Annotated in this window: 18 protein-coding genes; 17 read left to right on the forward strand and 1 reads right to left on the reverse strand. The window is 38.8% G+C overall.

The window, feature by feature from the left end; all coding sequences use genetic code 11:
- Positions 1 to 6: 6 nt before the first annotated feature.
- The 12 genes from folE (at position 7) to NHH15_RS10435 (ending at position 8,722) form a co-directional block, all read left to right on the forward strand.
- A complete protein-coding gene (gene folE, locus NHH15_RS10380; protein WP_262066602.1) occupies positions 7 to 570 on the forward strand; it encodes a GTP cyclohydrolase I FolE in 564 nt (187 codons plus the stop codon).
- Positions 563 to 1,060: an HD domain-containing protein gene (locus NHH15_RS10385; protein WP_262066603.1), complete on the forward strand. Its 498-nt coding sequence runs from the start codon at positions 563 to 565 to the stop codon at positions 1,058 to 1,060. Before folE ends, NHH15_RS10385 begins: the two co-directional genes overlap by 8 nt.
- Positions 1,051 to 1,860 (forward strand): dihydropteroate synthase, encoded by an 810-nt coding sequence (gene folP / locus NHH15_RS10390; RefSeq protein WP_262066604.1) that lies wholly within the window; start codon positions 1,051 to 1,053, stop codon positions 1,858 to 1,860. Before NHH15_RS10385 ends, folP begins: the two co-directional genes overlap by 10 nt.
- 28 nt (positions 1,861 to 1,888) lie before the next feature.
- On the forward strand, positions 1,889 to 2,728 hold the full coding sequence (gene folK, locus NHH15_RS10395) for a 2-amino-4-hydroxy-6-hydroxymethyldihydropteridine diphosphokinase (RefSeq protein ID WP_262066605.1): 840 nt from the start codon (positions 1,889 to 1,891) through the stop codon (positions 2,726 to 2,728).
- A gap of 14 nt (positions 2,729 to 2,742) precedes the next feature.
- Positions 2,743 to 3,672 (forward strand): carbamate kinase, encoded by a 930-nt coding sequence (arcC, locus tag NHH15_RS10400; protein ID WP_262066606.1) that lies wholly within the window; start codon positions 2,743 to 2,745, stop codon positions 3,670 to 3,672.
- An 18-nt stretch (positions 3,673 to 3,690) separates the two neighbouring features.
- Entirely contained in the window at positions 3,691 to 3,879 is a 189-nt protein-coding gene (locus tag NHH15_RS10405) for a ferredoxin (RefSeq protein WP_262066607.1), read from the forward strand.
- Between the two features lie 96 nt (positions 3,880 to 3,975).
- Complete coding sequence (locus tag NHH15_RS10410) at positions 3,976 to 4,749, forward strand: ABC transporter ATP-binding protein (RefSeq protein WP_262066608.1); 774 nt, start codon at positions 3,976 to 3,978, stop codon at positions 4,747 to 4,749.
- A gap of 3 nt (positions 4,750 to 4,752) precedes the next feature.
- A complete protein-coding gene (locus NHH15_RS10415; RefSeq protein ID WP_262066609.1) occupies positions 4,753 to 5,961 on the forward strand; it encodes an ABC transporter permease in 1,209 nt (402 codons plus the stop codon).
- An 85-nt stretch (positions 5,962 to 6,046) separates the two neighbouring features.
- Positions 6,047 to 6,499: a transcriptional regulator NrdR gene (nrdR, locus tag NHH15_RS10420; protein ID WP_262066610.1), complete on the forward strand. Its 453-nt coding sequence runs from the start codon at positions 6,047 to 6,049 to the stop codon at positions 6,497 to 6,499.
- 98 nt (positions 6,500 to 6,597) lie between these two features.
- The gene (locus NHH15_RS10425) at positions 6,598 to 7,200 is read left to right on the forward strand and encodes an ECF transporter S component (RefSeq protein ID WP_262066611.1); all 603 of its coding nucleotides are present in this window, start codon (positions 6,598 to 6,600) and stop codon (positions 7,198 to 7,200) included.
- Between the two features lie 21 nt (positions 7,201 to 7,221).
- On the forward strand, positions 7,222 to 7,956 hold the full coding sequence (gene truA, locus NHH15_RS10430; protein ID WP_262066612.1) for a tRNA pseudouridine(38-40) synthase TruA: 735 nt from the start codon (positions 7,222 to 7,224) through the stop codon (positions 7,954 to 7,956).
- Positions 7,957 to 7,969: 13 nt separating this feature from the next.
- Positions 7,970 to 8,722 carry an exodeoxyribonuclease III gene (locus tag NHH15_RS10435; RefSeq protein WP_262066613.1) on the forward strand — a complete coding sequence of 251 codons (753 nt, stop codon included), beginning with the start codon at positions 7,970 to 7,972 and terminating at the stop codon, positions 8,720 to 8,722.
- Here NHH15_RS10435 and NHH15_RS10440 read toward each other — a convergent pair.
- Positions 8,715 to 9,449, reverse strand: coding sequence for an SDR family NAD(P)-dependent oxidoreductase (locus NHH15_RS10440; RefSeq protein WP_262066614.1), 735 nt, complete (start codon positions 9,447 to 9,449; stop codon positions 8,715 to 8,717). The two genes, NHH15_RS10435 and NHH15_RS10440, sit on opposite strands and share 8 nt — an antisense overlap.
- Positions 9,450 to 9,573: 124 nt before the next feature.
- On the opposite strand from NHH15_RS10440, the gene NHH15_RS10445 reads away from it, so the two are divergent.
- From NHH15_RS10445 to NHH15_RS10465, 5 genes are all read left to right on the forward strand, one after another.
- On the forward strand, positions 9,574 to 13,380 hold the full coding sequence (locus tag NHH15_RS10445; protein ID WP_262066615.1) for an efflux RND transporter permease subunit: 3,807 nt from the start codon (positions 9,574 to 9,576) through the stop codon (positions 13,378 to 13,380).
- Positions 13,381 to 13,405: 25 nt separating this feature from the next.
- Positions 13,406 to 13,945, forward strand: a complete 540-nt coding sequence (locus NHH15_RS10450) for an HD domain-containing protein (protein WP_262066644.1) — start codon at positions 13,406 to 13,408, stop codon at positions 13,943 to 13,945.
- Positions 13,946 to 13,956: 11 nt separating this feature from the next.
- Entirely contained in the window at positions 13,957 to 14,652 is a 696-nt protein-coding gene (locus NHH15_RS10455) for an anaerobic ribonucleoside-triphosphate reductase activating protein (RefSeq protein ID WP_262066616.1), read from the forward strand.
- A 136-nt stretch (positions 14,653 to 14,788) separates the two neighbouring features.
- Positions 14,789 to 17,143 carry a ribonucleoside triphosphate reductase gene (locus NHH15_RS10460; protein ID WP_262066617.1) on the forward strand — a complete coding sequence of 785 codons (2,355 nt, stop codon included), beginning with the start codon at positions 14,789 to 14,791 and terminating at the stop codon, positions 17,141 to 17,143.
- Positions 17,144 to 17,272: 129 nt separating this feature from the next.
- Positions 17,273 to 17,791, forward strand: a complete 519-nt coding sequence (locus NHH15_RS10465) for a peptidylprolyl isomerase (RefSeq protein ID WP_262066618.1) — start codon at positions 17,273 to 17,275, stop codon at positions 17,789 to 17,791.
- The last annotated feature ends 12 nt before the right edge of the window (positions 17,792 to 17,803 follow it).

Here is a 17,803-nt window from a genome sequence, read left to right on the forward strand (position 1 = left end):
ATAATGATGATTGATAAGAAAAAAATAGAAGAAGCAGTATGCCTTATGTTAGAGGGTATAGGAGAGGACTTAGACCGGGAAGGCCTAAAGGATACACCGAAAAGAATTGCAAATATGTATGAAGAGATTTTTTCTGGTATGGGACAATCAGCGCAAAAGCATTTAAGCAAAACCTTTCCCAGTGAAGGGTCGGATATGGTAGTGGAAAAGGATATTGTATTTTATTCCATGTGTGAGCATCATTTTATGCCCTTTTATGGCAAAGCACATATTGCGTATATTCCAGATGGGCAAGTAGTTGGATTAAGTAAGCTTGCAAGAACCGTTGAAGTATATGCAAAGCGTCCTCAAATCCAGGAGCAGATGACAGCACAGATTGCAGATTCTTTAATGGAACATTTAAAGCCCAAGGGTGTTATGGTAATGATAGAAGCGGAGCATATGTGTATGACGATGCGAGGCGTTAAGAAACCGGGAAGCCGTACCGTGAGTGTGGCGAAACGGGGAGAATTTAGTGAAAATGATAAACTGGAGACTACTTTTTTTCATATGGTAGGGAATCATGGATAGAGTCAATCAAATTTTAAACCATCCTTTATATCGGGAAGCATTAAAGGAAATTCAGACCCTTGAAAAAGACCGCATTTTTTGTAAGCATAATATATCACATTTTTTAGATGTGGCAAGACTTGGAGAAATCCAAAATTTAAAAGAAGAATTAGACCTTGATGTGGAGCTGATTTATGCAACAGCATTACTCCATGACATTGGCAGACATAAGGAATATTTGCATCAAATTCCTCATGAGGAAGCAAGTGCAGGAATTGCAGAGGAGATATTAAATGATCTTTCTTATACCGACAATGAAAAAGAGCAAATAAAGGAGGGAATTCTTAATCATGGCAATGAAAGAATGAAAGGGGATAAGAGCTTAGCGGGATTAATATACCGAAGTGATAAACTAAGCAGAGCTTGCTTTGCTTGTGAGGCAGAGCAGCAATGCAACTGGAGTGAAACCAAAAAAAATAAGCAGCTTAGGGAGTGGACAAAATGCAAATAGGAAAACATGATTTTAAGACAGATGACACATATATTATGGGAATATTAAACGTGACTCCGAATTCTTTTTCGGATGGCGGGAAATACAATCAGCAGGACTCAGCCCTCTTTCATGTAGAAGAAATGATAAAAGATGGCATGGACATTGTTGATATCGGTGGTGAATCTACAAAACCGGGCTATGTAAAGATTTCGGATGATGAAGAAATCAGCCGTATTGCACCGGTAATCGAAGCAGTAAAAAAGCGGTTCGACATTCCTATTTCAGTTGACACTTATAAAAGCAAGGTGGCTCATGCCGCGGCTTTAGCCGGGGCTGACCTGATTAATGACATATGGGGATTAAAGTACGATGCACAGATGGCAAAGGTCATTGCAGACTGTGATCTGCCTTGTTGTCTCATGCATAATCGAAATATAGAGGAGCAGAGCTATACTGATTTTCTCCAAGATGTTAAGAAGGACTTAGAAGAAAGTATTGAGCTTGCATCTTTAGCAGGAATTAAAAAAGAAAAAATTATTTTAGACCCCGGTGTTGGATTTGCAAAGACCAGGGAGGAAAATTTGAAAATAATGAAAAATCTAAATCTTTTGAAAGACATGGGATATCCTGTTCTTTTAGGAGTGTCCAAAAAATCAGTGATAGGGCTTACTTTAGATGTGCCGTTAAATGAACGATTGGAAGGTACAATCGCCACAACAGTATTTGGTGTAATAAATCACGCAACCTTTATACGAGTACATGATGTAAAGGAAAACAAGAGAGCAGTACTTATGACCCAGGCTATTTTAAGAGCCTAAGCGAAAAGGTACAAGGAGGAGGAGAGCTATGGACGAACTGAGAATTGAGAATCTTGAGGTGTTTGCACATCATGGAGTTTATGAAAGAGAAACAAAGAACGGACAGAACTTTTTGATCAGTATCAAAATGATGGCAGATATGGAAATGGCAGCTAAGACAGACGATTTGAATTATGCAATTGATTACGGAAAAGTGTGCCATTTTATGCATGCATATTTTTCAACAAGGACATATAAGCTAATTGAAACTGCGGCATACAGTCTGGCTGAAGAAACGATTTTGAATTTTCCTGCAATTCAAGAGATTGAAGTGGAAATAAAAAAACCAGAAGCTCCCATAGGCTTGCCATTTGGTAACGTATCAATAAAAGCAAAACGGAAATGGCATGATGTATTTATTGCTATAGGATCGAATATCGGAGATAAGAATAAAAATATAGAAGAGGGAATTAAAAAAATCAATGAGTTAAAAGGCTGTGAGGTATTGGAAGTTTCTTCGGTTTTCAAGAGCAAGCCATACGGCATGGTAGAGCAGGATGATTTTTTGAATGGAGCATTTACAATGCGAACCATTCTTTCCCCAACGGAGCTTTTAAAAGAGCTCAAGAAGATAGAGGAAAAGGCAGGAAAAGGACATACGGTGCGCTGGGGTCCAAGAACCTTGGATTTAGATATTATCTTTTACGATGATTTGGTATTGGATTCAAAAGAATTACAGATTCCTCATCCAGATTTGCAAAATCGAGATTTTGTTCTTGTTCCGTTATCGGAATTAGCAGATTACCATAGACATCCTGTGACGAAATTAACGGTAAGACAGATGATTGAAAGACTAAAAGAAAACACCACAGGTTACATTCTGGATTAGAAAGGAAAAAGCGAATGAAGAAGAGAGCAGTTGTCGCTCTAGGACATAGAGCACTTGGAACAAATTTACCGGAGCAGATGGAGGCAGTAAAGCATTCCTCAAAAACCATTGCAGATTTGATTGAACAAGGGTATCAGGTTGCTATTACCCATAGTAATGCTCCGCAAGTAGGCATGATTCATGCGGCAATGAATGAATTTGGAAAGAAGTACGATGAATACACAGCAGCACCAATGTCTGTTTGTTCTGCTATGAGCCAGGGATACATTGGTTACGATTTGCAGAATGCAATTCGGGAGGAGCTTTTAAACAGAGGTATTTATCGAACGGTAAGTACGGTACTTACGCAAGTGGTTATAGACCCTTATGACGAAGCTTTTTATACTCCGACAAAAGTCTTGGGAAGATATATGAGTAAAGAAGAAGCGGATGAAGAAATCAGAAAAGGAAATTACGTAAGAGAAGAAGAGGGAAAAGGATACCGGAGAGTGGTATCGGCTCCGAATCCAGTGAAGATTGTTGAAATAGAGGCAGTAAAAGCGTTATTAGATGCAGATCAGGTTGTCATTGCTTGCGGAGGAGGAGGAATTCCTGTACTCTCTCAAGGAAACCACCTAAAAGGTGCCAGTGCTGTCATTGAAAAGGATCTTGTGGCTGGGAAGATGGCAGAAGATATTGATGCCGATCAATTGATTATTCTGACAAGTGTAGAAAAGGTTTGCCTGAATAACGGCAAGGAAAATGAAGAAGCCTTGGGAACGATTACTGTTGCTGAAGCAAAACAATACATGAGTGAGGGTCATTTTGGGATTTATAATATGCTTCCGAAGTTTTCTGCCTCCGTATCTTTTATCGAAGGCAAAGAGGGAAGAGAGGCTCTCATTACATCTTTTGACAAACTGGGGGATGGGTTAAAAGGCAAGACAGGAACCCGCATTAAATAAATTGGGAGGTGGATTGAGGTGAATGCTGTTGTGAATGATGGCTGCATTTCTTGTGGCGTATGTGCTACAGTCTGTTCAGAGGTTTTTCAAATGAATGAAAATGACGTAGCAGAAGTTGTTTTGCCAGAAGTGCCAGAAGAATACGAAGAAGCAGTCAAGGCAGCCAGAGATGGTTGTCCGGCAGGTGTAATCGAAGTTACCGAGTAAAGAAAGAGTGTTGAGAGACACTCTTTTTTTCTTGACAGAGAAAGCTAAGGAATGTAGTATTGTATTATCGAAACAATACAAGGAGGGATGGGCACAATGATTCGAGTTGAAAATTTGACAAAAAAATTTAAGCTGAATAAAAAGCAAATGCTGGAAATGAAAACAAAAGATCCGATTAAAGTTGCAGTAAATCATTTATCATTTCAAGCAAAACCAGGAGAAATCTACGGCTTATTGGGACCGAATGGAGCAGGGAAAACAACCACGCTGCGCTGTCTCGCAACACTGATTAAGCCTACAGAGGGAGAAATATATGTTAACGATTATGAAGTGCAGAAAAATCCAGAAGAAGTAAGAAGCTCTATTGGCTTTTTGACGAATGAAATCAAGATGGATGAGCAGTTTGATGTAGACTACATGTTTCGTTTTTTTGGAAGACTTCACAAGCTTTCAGAAGAGCAAATTGAAGTGAGAAAAAGAGAACTTTTTCCTTATTTTGGAATTGATGAGTTTTCCAGAAAGAAGATTAAAGAGCTATCAACAGGGATGAAGCAAAAAGCAGCGATTGCAGTGAGCCTCGTTCATGATCCGGATATTATTATATTTGATGAGCCGACAAACGGGTTGGACATTATTACCGCGAGAAATGTAACAGACTATTTAAAAGGTCTTAAAGAAAAGGGAAAGCTTATTATTATATCAACTCATATTATGTCGGAGGCAGAAAAGCTTTGTGACCGCATTGGAATCGTGATTGATGGACAAAAGGTTGCAGAGGGTACACTGGAGGAACTGCTTAGGGCAACAGGCTCAAAAGATTTGGAAGACGCATTCTTTGAGCTTTATAAAGATGCGAGAAAGGGGGAGTAAGACATGAGAGAGATTCTAAGAAAAGAATTGACAAGAGTATTTGGTGATAAAAAAATGATTTTCTCTACCTTCATTTTACCGGTTCTAATTATGTTTGTCATTATGAGCATTGTAAGCTCTCTTGCAAAAAATATGGCCAATGATATTGACAGCCATACTTCAAAAGTTTTTTTGGTTCATGGACCAAACTCCTATAAATCATATCTTGAATCAAAGGACTATTTTATTGAAACAACAGATATAGAGAGCGGCGAAGAGATGGAAGCTGCCAAAAAGAAGATTTTAAGTGGTGATGTAGACTTAATAATAGAATTTCCAGAAGATTTTGATCAGCAAATTGAGAACTATCAAAAAGGAGATGAAATCCCTCAGATTAAGACTTATTATAATCCCTCAGAAGATTACTCCAGTGCTGCATTTGAGAAACTGTCAAATGAAGGGTTAGCAGAGTATCGGACCATGCTATTGGGAAATCGTATTGATGATGTTGCAAGTCTTACCGTTTTTACCGTGAACTCAGATAATGAAGAAATGGTTATTCAGGATGAACAAAAGGCAAGTGGAAAGGCAGTTGGAATGATGTTGCCTTACTTTGTAACCATTTTGCTCTTTGCAGGTGCCATGAGTCTGGGCATTGACATGGTAGCGGGGGAAAAAGAAAGAGGTACTATGGCAAGTCTCTTAGTCGCGCCAATTAAGCGAAAATCCATTGCATTGGGAAAAATCTTTTCCTTGATGATTATTTCGGGAGTCTCTTCCTTGGTGTATGTTTTTGCTATGATTGTATTATCGCCTATGATGTTTGGCGGCATGAGAGGAGGAAGCAGTACAGAAATGCAGTTTATGCTTCTGCCCAGTCAGATTATAATGCTCTTGTTATTGTTAATCGCAATTGCCTTCCTTTATTCCAGCATCATCGTATTAATCTCCGTTTTTGCCCGTTCAATAAAAGAAGCAAGTAGTTATATCATGCCAGCATATATGATTGTTTTAATTGTGGGATTAATGAGTATGTTTACAACAGGAACACCAGGAAACAAGTCGTATTTTATCCCGGTTTATAATAATACTTTGGCAATACAAGGGATTTTAACGCAGGAAATTTCTCCTCTGCAATATGGTGTGACTCTGGGTGGAACATTAATTCTTGGAGGCGTTTGTATAGGACTAATTGTAAAAGCTTTCCAAAGCGAAAAGATTATGAGTACTTAGGAAAGAAAATAGTTTGACTTTCAAAATAGGAATCGATATACTACATACAACAGTTGGTATAGAGGAGAAAGGAAGGCAAAGGAAAATGAAATGTCCCTATTGTAATCATCCGGATACCCGGGTTATTGATTCCAGGCCTGCAGAAGATGGAAGTTCTATTCGTAGGAGAAGGTCTTGTGATGAATGTCTAAAGAGATTTACAACGTATGAAAAGGTAGAGACAATTCCTCTTATTATCATTAAAAAAGATAATACGAGAGAGCAGTACAATCGGGGAAAGATTGAAGCTGGGGTCTTAAGCGCTTGTTACAAACGTCCTGTTTCGGCGGATGCGATTGCGAAAACTGTGAATTCTATTGAAAGTAAAATTTTCAATCTTGAAGAGAAAGAAATTCCAAGTAATCGCATAGGTGAGATTGTTATGGAGGAGCTAAGAGGACTTGACGAAGTGGCATATGTTCGATTCGCCTCTGTGTATAGAGAGTTTAAAGATGTCAACACTTTTATGAAAGAACTAAAGAAGATATTAGACAAATAGCAAGGTTACGCCTTGCTATTCTTTTTGTTTTGTAATACAATTACGACGGAACTGTAATGTATCTTCGCTTGTGAAGAACAGAAACTAGGAGGAAAAAAATGAATAACACAAACAGTAAGACAAAAAGTATGGTACAATTGGCAGTTTTAGTCGCAATTTTAATTGTACTGACTGTAACGAACTTGGGATTTATTACGACAGGAGTAGTATCTATTACGCTGTTGCATATCCCGGTGATTGTAGGGTCATTAACCATGGGACCTTTTTACGGAGGAATCCTTGGATTTGCCTTCGGGTGCATATCAATGTTGAATGCAACCTTTAGAGGAGTAACGCCAGTAGATATGATGTTTACTCCGGCAGGCGGACATGGGATGCCAATTCAGGCAATTATTATGTGTATTGTGCCAAGAGTATTACTTGGTATACTACCTTTTTTGATCTACAAGGTTTTTTCGAAAATGATAAAGAAAGATTTTGTAAGTATGGCAATCAGTGCCGGAATTGGCACAATCTTACATACCATTATGGTTTTGGGATGCCTTTACTTTTTCTTTTTTACAGATATGGATTTTTCAGCAGTAGTAAAAAATGTGTTTTTAACAGTAGTAGGAATTAATGGAATTCTGGAAACAGTTGCAGCTATTTTGATATGTGGAGGGGTATGTGCTCCCCTTAAAAAACTGATTAACAGAAATTAGTATTCGATATGAGGTGAGTAAATGCGAACATATAAATTGACGATTTCATATGATGGTAGTCGATATCAAGGCTGGCAGCGTCAGGCAAATACCGATAATACAATACAGTTTATCCTGGAATACAGTATCGGGAAGCTGGTTGGATATCGAGTGAAGGTAGACGGTTCCGGTAGAACTGATGCAGGTGTTCACGCCAGAGGACAAGTGGCTTCTGTACAATTGTCAAAACTTTATGATGTGGATGAGCTAAAGGATTCCATTAACCGCTACTTACCGGAAGATATAAGAATTGTGGATGTTGAACTTGTAAAGAATGGCTTTCATGCAAGAAAAAGTGCCAAGGGAAAAAAATATGAATATTACATTGATTGTCGGGAAAAGCCCGATGTATTTTCCCGAAGATACTGTTATCACTATCCAGAAAAATTGGATGTGGAGGCAATGAAGGCGGCAACAAAATACTTGATTGGACTGAAGAATTTTGTGAGCTTTACAGATGATAAGGACTGCAAAGACCCTATTCGTAAGATTACAAACATTAAGATTATTAGTAATGGTGAAAAAGTGCGTATTACTTTCTATGGGACAGGTTTTTTATACCACATGGTGCGAATCTTGGTTGGAACTTTATTAGAAGTTGGTTCCGGAAAGCGGGATTTAAAAAAATTACCTGTCGTAATTGCAGCAGAAGATAGAAGCTTGGCTGGTTTTTTAGCACCGGCAAGAGGTTTGTTTTTAAGAAAGGTTTACTATTAAGGGAGGTATATCAATGAAGCTTATATCATGGAATGTAAACGGAATAAGAGCAGCAGTACAAAAAGGATTTCCAGATTTCTTTGAGGAAGTTGATGCAGATATATTTTGTATACAGGAGACAAAGATGCAGGAAGGGCAGTTAGATCTTGAGACACCAGGTTACCATCAGTTTTGGAACTATGCTGAGAAGAAAGGGTATTCTGGTACAGCGATTTTTACGAAAAAAGAGCCCTTAACTGTTGCTTATGGAATTGGAATTGAAGAACATGATAAAGAAGGCAGGGTCATCACCTTAGAATTTGAAGATTTTTATTTCATAACGGTATATACACCAAACTCTCAAACGGAGTTAAAAAGACTTTCTTACCGCATGACATGGGAAGAAGATTTTCTTGCTTATTTAAAGAAACTAGAAGAAAAGAAGCCTGTTATATTCTGTGGAGATTTAAATGTTGCTCACACCGAGATTGACTTGAAGAATCCGAAAACAAATCAGAAGAATGCAGGATTTACCCTGGAAGAAAGAGAAAAGTTTACAACGCTGTTAAATAGTGGCTTCATTGATACTTATCGCTATTTTTATCCTGACAAGGAAGGTGTTTATTCTTGGTGGTCTTATCGTTTTAAGGCACGTGAAAAAAATGCGGGATGGAGAATCGACTATTTTGTAGTGAGTGATGCTCTAAAGGAGAGACTTGCTGACGCGAGTATTCTAACCCAGGTTATGGGCTCGGATCATTGCCCGGTAGAACTGATTCTTAAATAAAACCACCATCCATTCGAATAATCTGTCCTGTTAAATAAGCAGGGGATTCCAAGATATGAAGGGCCATTTCGGCAGCCTCCTCAGGGCTTCCAAAGCGCCCGCTTGGAATCTCCTCTTTTAGTTGGGCTACTTCAGCAGTGTCAAAACAAGAATTCATAGCGGTGTCCATCACTCCTAAAGATAAAGCATTCACCTGGATGTTTGAAGGTGCAAGCTCCTTTCCAAGAGCCTTCGTAAAGCCCTCAATCCCAGCTTTTGAAGCAGAGTAAGCAACCTCACAAGAGGCACCGCAATTTCCCCAAATAGAAGAAATGTTTAAAATTTTACCAGACTTTTGAGATACCATGAAAGGGATGGTTTTTTTGCAGCAGTAAAAAACCGAAGATAGATTGGTATGCAGCACCTGATTCCATTCGTCAACAGATAAGTCGGACAAAAGACCAATATGGGAAGTTCCGGCATTATTAATCAACACATCCAAAGAGCAGCAGGTTTCATAAATGGTAGAAAATATTTTTTCTACATCGGAAGGATTACCGACATCGCCTATTACCATAGTTGCTTTCCCAGGGGTTAATGTGTTAATTTCTCTCCATACATTTTTCAGTTCTGTAACAGAACTCTTACAATTTATAAAAACATGATAATCTTTTTGAGCCAATGCAATGGCGATAGAGCGGCCAATGCCTCTGGATGAGCCTGTAACAAAGGCATTTTTTTGTTTCATGTGTTTTGCCTCCTCATAATGATAAATTCTCTTAATATTATACACGATGAAGATTGCGAAGCAAGTGCCTAAATGATATGATTAGTATACGTGTGATAAAACAATCATAAAAAAAGGGGATATTATGCTATCAAAATTCAGCGTTAAAAAACCATATACTGTTGTAGTGGCCGTTATTTTAGTGATTTTATTAGGAGTTGTTTCATTGTTGAATATGACAGTGGATTTATTGCCTAAAATGAGTTTGCCTTATGTGCTTGTTTTTACAAGCTATGAAGGTGCAAGTCCGGAGGCAGTTGAGACAATCGTGACAAAACCAATTGAACAAAGTATGGCTACGATTAGTAATATAAAGAGCATTGACTCTACTTCGTCGGAAGGCTCCTCTGTCGTGTTTATGGAATTTGAGCAAACGGCGAATATGGATGCCGCTTCTGTGGAAATGCGGGAGAGCCTGGATCAAATTTACGGATACTGGCCGGAGGGAATCGGCAATCCTATGATTCTAAAGTTAAATCCCAATATGCTTCCCATTATTATCATGGCAGTGAGTGTAGAGGGTGAAGATGAAGTTGGTGCATCCAAATATATAGAAGAAAAGGTTTTGCCCAATATTGAAAGCATTGAGGGAGTTGCATCGGTCAGTACACTGGGAAGTGTCGAAGAGAGTATAGAAATCACGTTGGATGATCAAAAGATTCGTGATGTCAATGCTTCTATCCAAAAGAAAATGGATGAAGAAATTGAAAAAGGAAAAAAAGCTCTTGCAGATGCAAAAACCCAGGTTGAACAAGGCAAGAGTGAACTGGAAAATGCCACTGCTTTAGCAGCAAGTACTTTAGGGAGTGCAGAATCCGAAATTTCAGTAAAGGCAGAGGAACTTAAACAGGCACAGCTTGAAATAACAGAAAAAAAAGCAGAGTTAAGTGTATTGGAAACACAGATTAATCAGGGTATGGCTATTATTACAGCGACAAAAGATGCCACCCAGGGCAGTCTGAATTCTTTGGAAGAGTTAAAAGCCAGAGAAGGTGAAATTCAGGCTCAATATGATGAAATCAGTGGGATTCCCATAGAGGAGCAAAGTCAGGAGCAAATGCTGCTTTTAGTGGAATTGGGAGTTCAACTGGAAACTCTTTCGAATTATGACAGCGTAAAAGCTGGATATGTGGAAGTGCTTACGCAAATTGGAGCACAGGAGGAAACCCTGGCAGGGCAGAGCCAGCTTCTCGCAGATGGACTGGCAGAAATTGAAAACATACAAAGCCAGGTAAATGAAGGGGCTCTTACGTTGGCACAGGCAAGAGGGAGTCTTGCCTCAGGACAGATTCAGGCAAGTGCTGGATTGAGTCAGGGAGCAGCACAAATAGCATCAGGAGAAGCGTTAATTCAGGCGCAAGAGGCACAGGCAGAATCAGCGATAGCCGGAATGGGTGACACTTCCTCAATTGCGATTAATGGGGAGATGATAAAAGCACTTTTGATGGCAGAGAACTTCAGCATGCCGGCAGGATATGTTACAGAGGACGAAGTGGATTATCTGGTTCGAATTGGAGAAGCGTACAAAAGTGCCAAGGAATTGGAAAGTCTTCCCATTTTAAACGTGGAAGGAATTCAAAAGGTCTCTTTAATAGATGTTGCAAAGGTTGAAAGAGTCAATAACAGTGAAGATACTTATGCAAAAATCAACGATAAAAATGGATTGATGCTGGTGGTACAAAAGCAGACGGGGTATTCTACCGGAGATATTAGTGACAAAGTCTTAAATAAAATGGTTGAGCTGGGAGAAGAGGATGAAAATCTTGAATACTTGACCCTTATGGATCAGGGAGTTTATATTGACTTAACCATTAACTCTGTATTTCAGAACCTGATTTATGGTGGGCTTCTGGCGGTTCTCATCTTACTTGTTTTCTTAAAGAATATAAGGCCGACCTTTGTGATAGCGTGTTCCATCCCAATCAGTATTATGACGGCGTTGGTTCTGATGTATTTTTCGGGCGTTACACTGAATGTCATATCTCTTTCAGGCTTGGCTCTTGGTGTGGGGATGCTGGTGGATAATTCCATTGTAGTAATTGAAAATATTTATCGGATGCGAAATGAAGGAATACCGGCAAAAGAAGCTGCGATTAAAGGAGCTACAGAGGTAGGAAGCGCAATTATTGCATCTACCCTTACGACAGTTTGCGTATTCCTGCCGATTGTCTTTACAACGGGAATTACAAGGCAGCTCTTTGTAGATATGGGATTAACGGTTGCCTACTCACTCTTAGCAAGTTTGATTGTTGCTCTTACTTTGGTGCCTATGATTTCTGCTACGGTTCTAAAGAAAACAACGGAAAAAGAAAGTAAACTTCTTGAGAAAATCAAAACCATCTATGGTAAAATATTAGGAAAGGTTTATGATAAAAAGGGATTGGTCTTTCTGATTAGTATTGTTCTTTTTGCAGGTAGTATATTTTTGGCCTATAGTAAAGGAACGGAATTTATTCCGCCAATGGAAACCAATGAAATCAGTGTTACCTTGGAAACAGAGAATGGAATGAGTTTTAAGGAGCAGACAGAAGAAGGAGACAAGCTTATGGAAAAACTAAGCTCTCTTTCGGATATTGAAAGTGTAGGTGGGATGATTGGAGCCTCCTCTTCCATGCTGGGATTTGTCTCCAGCAGCTCATCGAATGAACCTGTCGAGTATTATGCCATTATAAAAGACAACGCAAAACTTTCCAATGACCAAATAGCAGAGAAAATAAAAGATTTTGAAAAGGATATTAAGGGGGAAATCACCGTATCCACCAGCAATATGGATATGTCGGCTCTGGGCAGCTCAGGCATTGAGGTACAAATTAAAGGAAGAGATTTAGATGAACTTCTTCGTATTGCAAAGACAATCAAAGGGAAAGTTGAAGCAGTTGAGGGAACCGCAAATGTAACGGATGGCACAGAGGAAAGTAAGAAAGAGCTTCGTGTTGTTGTAGATAAAGAAAAAGCGTTGAAAAAAAATCTAACTGTTGCCCAAGTTTTTCAGGAGGTTAATAAAGAGTTGGCAGCTAACCGTGCTGCAACGACACTTTCCACAAATGAAGAAGAGTATAATGTATTTGTTATAGATGAAGTAAAAGAAAAGCTGACAAGAGATGATATTCAAAAAATGAGTATAACGGCAGAGGCACTAGACGGAAGCAAAGAAAAAGTTCCCTTAAAGGATATTGCACAATTTGAAGAGGGAGAAGGGCTGAATGCAATTAGCCGAACAGAACACAGTCGGGTAATGCGTGTAAATGCCGAGGTGAAAAATGGATATAATATTGGGTTGGTTAGCCGAGAAGTCGAAAAGGTTTTAAGCAAATATGAAAGCCCAAAGGGATACGAAATTAAGATGGTTGGTGAAGATGAGACCATTAATAATGCCATGGAAGATTTGTTTAAAATGCTGGCTCTTGCAATTGTATTTATGTATTTAATTATGGTTGCCCAGTTTCAATCTCTCCGTTCTCCTTTTATTGTTATGTTTACTGTTCCGCTAGCCTTCACAGGCGGGTTATTTGCACTATGGCTTACCAATAAGCCGATTAGTGTAATCGCGATGATTGGTTTTGTCATGCTGGCTGGAATTATTGTGAACAACGGAATTGTCTATATCGATTACACCAATCAATTGGTAGCCGAAGGGATGGAAACGAAAGAAGCACTTATTCTGGCAGGAAAGACAAGACTTCGTCCGATTCTAATGACCGCATTAACTACCATCTTAGGATTATCTACTATGGCAGTTGGTGTTGGTATGGGGGCAGACTTGATTCAGCCTATGGCGATTGTGACGATAGGCGGATTGATATATGGTACTTTATTAACCTTAATCGTTGTACCGTGTATATACGGTTTATTTAAGAAGAAAGAAAAGGCAAGGTTAAGAGAGGAGAGTTAGAACGGATATGGAGGAGTTTTCGAAAATGGTGGACAAGGCAGTGGAATTTGCAACAAAGGCTCATGAAGGACAGTATCGGAAGGGGACAAAGCGGCCTTTCATTGTCCATCCTTTGGAAGTAGGGGATATAGTAGCAACGATGACCAGTGATCCAGAGGTGATTAGTGCGGCCATTTTACACGATACGATTGAGGACTGTAAGGGCGTAACGGAAGAAGTAATTGCGACAGAGTTTACAGAACGAATTGCCCATATTGTGGCACAGGAATCAGAAGACAAATCGAAAAGCTGGATGGAAAGAAAGGGGACGACGATTTCTCATATTAAAAAGGCACCTAAAGAGGTGCAGATGATTGGTCTTGCAGACAAGTTGTCAAACATGAGAGATATTGACCGGGACTATCAGACGGTAAAAGATGAATTGTGGAACCGTTTTCGCATGAAGGATAAGAACACCATTGGGTGGTATTATAAAGGAATTCGAGATGCTCTAAGGACTGCTTTTTCTGAAACGGAGGCTTTTAAAGAATATAGCATGCTGATTGAGAAAAATTTCCCGGAATAAGGAGGTATACAATGATTATTCAAGGGTTACAGAAATTGACTTTATTGGATTATCCGGAAAAAATTGCAGCAACGATTTTTACTTCAGGGTGCAATTTCAGGTGTCCCTTTTGTCACAATGCATCATTAGTAGTTGAAACAGATAAATATGACAAGATATCGGAACAGGAAGTACTTTCCTTTCTAAAAAAAAGAAAAGGAATTTTGGAAGGAGTATGTATTTCCGGGGGAGAACCTTTGCTTCAGCATGATATCGAAGAGTTTATTAAAAAAATAAAAGAGATGGGATATCTGGTAAAATTAGATACCAATGGAAGCTATCCGGAGAAACTGAAACGTCTCGTGGAAAACAAATTAGTTGATTATGTGGCAATGGACTTGAAAAACTCCAGATTAAAATATCAGGAAACAATTGGAGTTAAAGAATTTGATCTTTCTTCTATCGAAAAAAGTATGCGTATTTTATTGAAGGGTACGGTTCCATATGAGTTTCGGACAACACTGGTTAAAGAATTTCATCGAAAAAGTGACATAGGGGATATGGCGAGATGGATAAAAGGTGCAGAAAAATATTTTTTACAACAATTTGTGGAATCTGACGAAATGATTGTGACAGGCCTTCATGGATACAACGAAGAAATCATGAAACAGGCCTTGGAAGTGGCACGTGAAGAAGTGGAAAATGCCCAGATTAGAGGGGTTTCATAAAGAATTATACAAAAATACAACATATTGACGAACAAAGTTTTTTGTGCACAATATGTTGTATTTTTTCTGTTGACCTTTCCATAAGACAGTGATAGAATTGTATCAGTAACCGACAAAAAAGTAAAGGGGGAATTACATGTATCAGGTTATAAAAAGAGATGGTAAAATTTCGGATTTTAATCTTGTGAAAATTGGCTCAGCAATCGCAAAAGCTTTTGTCGCTCAGGACAAAGAATACAATCAGGATGTAATTGATATGTTGGCCTTAAAGGTAACGGCAGATTTTGAACCCAAAATAAAGGATTCACTCGTTCAAGTGGAGGACATACAAGATAGTGTCGAAAATGTTTTGATTAAAGCAGGATATGCAGATGTGGCAAAAGGTTATATTCTTTACCGTAAGCAGCGGGAAAAGGTACGTAATCTAAATACCAGTCTGCTGGACTATAAAGAAATTGTTAATAGTTACGTAAATGTTATGGATTGGCGGGTAAAAGAAAATTCGACAGTCACTTACTCAGTAGGGGGTCTTGTTCTTAGTAATTCGGGAGCAATTACGGCTAATTATTGGCTTTCTGAAATTTATGATGATGAAATTGGCCAGGCTCATAGGGATGCAGACATTCATATTCATGATTTGTCAATGCTGACAGGATATTGTGCTGGCTGGTCTTTGAAACAATTGATTCAGGAGGGCCTTGGAGGAATATCAGGAAAGATTACATCAGCTCCGGCAAAGCATTTAAGTGTACTATGCAATCAGATGGTAAATTTCCTTGGAATTATGCAAAATGAATGGGCAGGCGCACAAGCCTTTTCATCATTTGATACGTATTTGGCACCTTTTGTTCGAACAGACAATTTATCCTACAGAGAGGTGAAAAAATGTGTTGAAACCTTTATATACGGCGTGAATATGCCATCCAGATGGGGAACACAAGCACCTTTTTCGAACATCACTTTGGACTGGACGGTACCAAATGATTTAGCCAATCTTCCAGCAATTGTTGGAGGCAAGGAGATGGACTTCACTTATGGTGATTGTAAGGAGGAAATGGACTTAATCAACCGTGCCTTTATTGAGACTATGATTGAGGGAGATGCACAAGGACGTGGATTCCAATATCCAATCCCAACCTATTCCATTACAAAAGATTTTGACTGGTCTGACACACAGAACAACCAGCTTTTATTTGAAATGACAGCAAAATATGGAACCCCATATTTTTCAAACTACATTAATAGTGATATGGAGCCAAGTGATGTACGAAGCATGTGCTGCAGACTTCGTTTGGATTTACGTGAACTCAGGAAAAAATCGGGTGGCTTCTTTGGAAGTGGTGAGAGTACAGGTTCTGTAGGTGTTGTAACAATCAACTTACCAAGGATTGCATATCAAGCATCCAATAAAGAGAACTTTTACCACCGTTTGGATCGTTTGATGGATATTGCGGCAAGAAGCTTACACGTTAAACGTACTGTTATTACAAAGCTTTTAAAGGAAGGACTCTATCCTTATACAAACCGCTATCTGGGAAGCTTTGAAAACCATTTTTCTACCATTGGCCTGATTGGTATGAATGAAGTGGGACTAAATGCAAGCTGGCTTCGAAAAGACCTGACTCATAAAGAGACCCAGGAGTTTGCAAAAGATGTGTTGAACCATATGAGAGAGAGACTCTCCAATTATCAGGAAGAATATGGAGATTTATACAACCTGGAGGCAACTCCGGCAGAGTCTACTACGTATCGCTTTGCAAAGCATGATAAAAAGAGATTTCCTGAAATCATATCTGCAGAGAATAAGGGGGAAACTCCTTATTATACAAACAGCTCCCACCTTCCGGTAGGATATACGGAAGATGTGTTTGAAGCACTGGATGTCCAGGATGAATTGCAAACCCTGTATACATCTGGAACGGTATTCCATGCATTTTTAGGAGAAAAGCTCCCATCATGGAAATCTGCGGCACTTTTAGTAAAGAAGATTGCGGAAAATTATAAGCTTCCATACTATACCATGTCTCCAACGTATTCAATTTGTAAAAACCATGGTTATTTATCCGGTGAACATTTTTCATGTCCTCACTGTAATGAAACTACGGAGGTATATAGCCGTATTACTGGATACTATAGACCGATTCAAAATTGGAATGATGGAAAAACCCAAGAGTATAAAGACCGTAAAGAATACGATGTTTCTTCTACTATTATGAAGGTGAAGGTACAAGTACCGAAAAAAGAAAAGACGAAGACTTATCTTTTCACAACGAAGACTTGTCCGAATTGTATTATGGCGAAGAACATTCTGGATGACGCAAAGATTGATTATGAAGTGATTGATGCGGAGGAAAGAAAAGATTTAAGCAGAGAGTACAAAATAATGTCTGCCCCTACATTGGTTGTAGTGGATAAAGACAAGGTTAACAAGATAACAAATGTATCCAATATCAAAGGTTTTGTAGAGGAAGCAGTAAAAACAAGCATTTGATGATGGAATGGGAGGGTAGTGCCTGGGAGAATGATTTCCCAGGCACGAATTTTATTCTTAATTTGACGGATGAATCGTTTTATTCTACAATAGGTTAGAACATTAAAAATAAAGAAAGAAGGTATATAAATGGAAAATCCAATCGTAACAATCGAGATGAAAAACGGAGATATAATCAAAGCAGAGCTCTATCCAGAAATTGCACCAAATACAGTAAATAATTTTGTGTCATTAATCAACAAAGGTTTCTATGACGGATTAATCTTTCACAGAGTCATTAATGGATTTATGATTCAGGGAGGAGATCCGGATGGAATCGGTACAGGTGGACCAGGATATGGGATTAAAGGTGAGTTTTCACAAAATGGTGTGGAAAATAATCTGGCTCATACAGCTGGTGTTTTATCAATGGCAAGATCAATGCATCCAGATTCAGCAGGTTCACAGTTCTTTATTATGCATAAGGATTCACCACATTTAGATGGAGCCTATGCAGCTTTTGGAAAAGTTATTGAAGGTTTGGAAAATGTAGACAAGATTGCTACTTGTGAAACAAATTTTCAGGATCGTCCAGTGGATGAACAGAGAATCAAGACGATGACAGTGGATACAAAGGGTGTAACTTACGAAGAACCTGTAAAAGCATAAGGAAGTATTAGA

Origin of the sequence: Aequitasia blattaphilus, from assembly GCF_024721305.1 — a bacterium.
Lineage (GTDB): Bacteria > Bacillota > Clostridia > Lachnospirales > Lachnospiraceae > Aequitasia > Aequitasia blattaphila.

Coding starts and splice junctions, on each gene's coding strand:
- NHH15_RS10415 (WP_262066609.1), top strand. CDS start 4,753: ATGAGAGAGATTCTAAGAAAAGAATTGACAAGAGTATTTGGTGATAAA.
- nrdR (WP_262066610.1), top strand. CDS start 6,047: ATGAAATGTCCCTATTGTAATCATCCGGATACCCGGGTTATTGATTCC.
- NHH15_RS10450 (WP_262066644.1), top strand. CDS start 13,406: ATGGTGGACAAGGCAGTGGAATTTGCAACAAAGGCTCATGAAGGACAG.
- NHH15_RS10425 (WP_262066611.1), top strand. CDS start 6,598: ATGAATAACACAAACAGTAAGACAAAAAGTATGGTACAATTGGCAGTT.
- NHH15_RS10385 (WP_262066603.1), top strand. CDS start 563: ATGGATAGAGTCAATCAAATTTTAAACCATCCTTTATATCGGGAAGCA.
- folK (WP_262066605.1), top strand. CDS start 1,889: ATGGACGAACTGAGAATTGAGAATCTTGAGGTGTTTGCACATCATGGA.
- arcC (WP_262066606.1), top strand. CDS start 2,743: ATGAAGAAGAGAGCAGTTGTCGCTCTAGGACATAGAGCACTTGGAACA.
- truA (WP_262066612.1), top strand. CDS start 7,222: ATGCGAACATATAAATTGACGATTTCATATGATGGTAGTCGATATCAA.
- NHH15_RS10455 (WP_262066616.1), top strand. CDS start 13,957: ATGATTATTCAAGGGTTACAGAAATTGACTTTATTGGATTATCCGGAA.
- NHH15_RS10440 (WP_262066614.1), bottom strand. CDS start 9,449: ATGAAACAAAAAAATGCCTTTGTTACAGGCTCATCCAGAGGCATTGGC.
- NHH15_RS10465 (WP_262066618.1), top strand. CDS start 17,273: ATGGAAAATCCAATCGTAACAATCGAGATGAAAAACGGAGATATAATC.
- NHH15_RS10410 (WP_262066608.1), top strand. CDS start 3,976: ATGATTCGAGTTGAAAATTTGACAAAAAAATTTAAGCTGAATAAAAAG.
- folE (WP_262066602.1), top strand. CDS start 7: ATGATTGATAAGAAAAAAATAGAAGAAGCAGTATGCCTTATGTTAGAG.
- folP (WP_262066604.1), top strand. CDS start 1,051: ATGCAAATAGGAAAACATGATTTTAAGACAGATGACACATATATTATG.
- NHH15_RS10445 (WP_262066615.1), top strand. CDS start 9,574: ATGCTATCAAAATTCAGCGTTAAAAAACCATATACTGTTGTAGTGGCC.
- NHH15_RS10435 (WP_262066613.1), top strand. CDS start 7,970: ATGAAGCTTATATCATGGAATGTAAACGGAATAAGAGCAGCAGTACAA.
- NHH15_RS10460 (WP_262066617.1), top strand. CDS start 14,789: ATGTATCAGGTTATAAAAAGAGATGGTAAAATTTCGGATTTTAATCTT.